Source organism: Mycobacterium sp. TH-M11 (genome assembly GCF_057473725.1).
This window is the reverse complement of the sequence record NZ_JBYCLD010000267.1, coordinates 1-2,901: the sequence shown is the minus strand read 5'-3', so window position 1 is coordinate 2,901 and position 2,901 is coordinate 1. Positions and strand designations below refer to the sequence as shown.

Here is a 2,901-nt window from a genome sequence, read left to right as displayed (position 1 = left end):
GCGATCTCGACGCCGGCCGCCAGGTCGTCGGCCAAATGCGCGGCGAAGCCCAGCAATCCGGCGAGATCGATCCCGAACGGGGCCGGGGGCCGCACCGACGCCAGATGCTCGGCGCCGCGGCGCAACAAGCTGACCGCGCCAGCGACGTTGCCACGCTGAACGTGGGTGACTCCGACGGCAAGCTGTGCCAAGCCCTGCCACAGTTCACGCTCAGTGGGGGGCCGATGCTTCCAAGCGGCTTCCAGCACCTCGTGGGCGTTGAACGCCAGCCCATCGTCCAGCAACAGCTGCGCGTAGGCGAGCATCTGGGCCGGCGGCAGATCGAGGTCGTCGGGAACACCTTCGACCCCGCCCTGGCTGCCGCGGGGCAGCGGGCGGCCCAGCCGATCACGCGGGCGGGCATTACGGGGGCGGCCCGAATCGTCGCGGTCGCGGGTTGTCACCTGTCCATCATGGCAAGCCGGTCAGGCGGGCTTGGCAGCAATCACCTCGATAGCGGCCATGTTGTCGCGGTGGCGACGGAACGTCGCACGCATATTGAGCACCCGGGCCCGCGCATCGGAATCACGCAGCACGTTGAACACGAACCGCAGCGCCCCGAACAGACCCTCGTCGGCGATCAACCGATGCGGCTCCAACAGCGCCATCGGTGCGTAGGAGATCTTCTCCACGGTGAAGCCGGCGTCGGTGAGCAACTCGGTCCACTCCGCGGCGGTCAGCGGGCGGGCGTTGACCTTGATGGAGCGGGCCAGCGCGGTGCGGACTTCATCTTTTACGGCCTCGGGTACGTCGATGGGCTGCAGGACCATCTCGTGAATGGCGTAGCGGCCGCCCGGGCGCAGCACTCGGTAGACCTCCCCCATGATCTCGGCCTTGTGGGCGTTGGTCTGCATGGTCAACATCGCTTCGCCGATGACGACGTCGGCGCTGTCGCCCTCCAGGCCGGTCTTCGACGCTTCGCCGGTGACCACCCGGCCCCGTTCGCCGATCACCGATCGGACCACGCCGGCGGCGTTCTCATCGGCCTCGACGCCGATGTAGGTACCGGGGCCGTTCTGCAGGATCTCTTTCGCGGTGCGACCCATGCCGGGCGCGAGTTCCACCACGTCGGCGCCGGCCAACTGCGCATCGGCCAGCATCCGGTGAGTCAGTCCGAGCCCGCCGGGCCGCAGCACGCGTTTGCCGAGACGGGCGAACAGCCAGTGGCCGGGCAGATCAGCGGTCTTGCGGTCGGGCATCGGCAGGCTCATGCAACGAAGGTTAGCCTTACCAGCCTTGAGTCCGCCAGGGGACTTTAGACCCCTTTTTCTCCTTTAAATAGCGGGATGGTCTGTCGTTTCAGACCACCTGGCGGCCGGCCAGGAAGGTGGCGCGTACTTCAAGATCGGCGATCTCTTCGGGGGCGACGGTGCGGGGGTCGGCCGACAACACCACCAGGTCGGCATACTTGCCCACCTCAAGGGATCCGGTCACGTCGTCGGCAAACAGCTGCCAGGCTGCATCGAGGGTTTGCGCTCGGATCGCCTGCTCGACAGTGAGCCGCTCGTCGGGCGCCAGGACCCGCCCGCTGGGCGCGCGCCGCGTGGCGGCGACGCTGATGTTGCGTAGCGGCTCTTCGGGGGTGACCGGCGCGTCATTGTGCAGTGAGATGCGCATACCCGTCGCGACGGCGGATGCCGCCGGCATCCACCGCGAACCGTGTTCCTCCCCGAACAGTCCGTCGACCAGAACATCACCCCAGTAGTGCAGGTGGTCGACGAACAGGCTGCAGGTCACGCCCAGCGCGGCGGCACGGCGCAGTTGTTCGGGGCGGATGGCGCCGACGTGTTCGAGGCGCAACCGGTGATCGGGACGCGGGTGCCGACGCAGCACGTCCTCGTAGACGTCCAGGATGGTGTCGACCCCGTTGTCGCCGTGCACATGGCAAGCCATCTGCCAGCCGCGGGGGAAGTACGCCTCGACGATTCGCGTCAGTTGTTCGCCGGTGTAGTTGGCATGCCCGCACGATCCGGGTTCGACGCCGATGGTGCGGGTGGCGTCGGTGTCCAGATACGGGAACGACAGGTCAATGTTGCCGATCCACGGTGAGCCGTCCACCCAGATCTTGATACCGACCTGGCGCGCCATGTCGTCGCCGTCCCCTGGCGAAGCATCGGTGTGCAACGCCGGGTTGGAGATCTCGTAGGTGCGCAGGCGCACGGTCAGTTCGTCGTGCAGTTCTTGGACCAGCGGCCGAAACTGCGGCGAGAACGCCATCTCCGAAATTGTTGTCAGCCCGGCCCGGTTGAGCCGCGCGCATTCGGCGCGCAGCATCGCCGGGGCGTCGCCGGGCAACATCGCCTTGCCCAGCAGTGGAATGAGTGCGGCGGTTTCCTCCGCGGTGCCATCCAGTTCACCGGCGGCATCGCGGCCGTATTTCGCACCGATCGGGTCGGGGGTGTCGCGGCTCAACCCGCCCTGCCGGGCTGCCGCATTGTTGAAGTAAGCCTTGTGGCCCGAGTTGTGCACGATCACCAGCGGGTGGTCCGGGGCGACGCTGTCCAGCCAGGCCAACGTCGGTTCGGGCAGCCCCGGCTGCAACAACTGGTCCCAGCCGACCGCGTATGCCCCCTCGGCGCCGCGAGCGGCGACCTCGTTGCGGACCAGATCCACCACGGCGTCGGCGTCGGTCAGGGTGACCGGCCGGATATCGACCATCCGGCCGGACAGCACGACGGACTCCATCAGCGGATGTCCGTGGGCCTCGACGAAGCCGGGCAATACGCAGCCGTCGCCGATGTCGAGCACCCGGGTTTCAGGGCCGATGAACGCGTCGATGTCCGTGCGGTCGCCGACCGCGACGATGCGTCCATCGGTGACCGCCAGCGCCTCGGCGGTCGGTTGCGCGTCGTTGACCGTGAG

3 protein-coding genes are annotated in these 2,901 nt (G+C 67.8%); all 3 read right to left on the bottom strand.

Annotated features, from left to right (window positions below; translation table 11 throughout):
* Positions 1 to 443 (bottom strand): DUF309 domain-containing protein (locus tag AC2VOG_RS11010; protein WP_486939930.1); only part of this gene is annotated, 443 nt, incomplete at its 3' end.
* Between the two features lie 21 nt (positions 444 to 464).
* Positions 465 to 1,250, bottom strand: coding sequence for a class I SAM-dependent methyltransferase (locus tag AC2VOG_RS11005; protein WP_486939929.1), 786 nt, complete (start codon positions 1,248 to 1,250; stop codon positions 465 to 467).
* Positions 1,251 to 1,338: 88 nt separating this feature from the next.
* A partial coding sequence (locus tag AC2VOG_RS11000) for an amidohydrolase (protein WP_486939928.1) occupies positions 1,339 to 2,901 on the bottom strand: 1,563 nt, incomplete at its 5' end.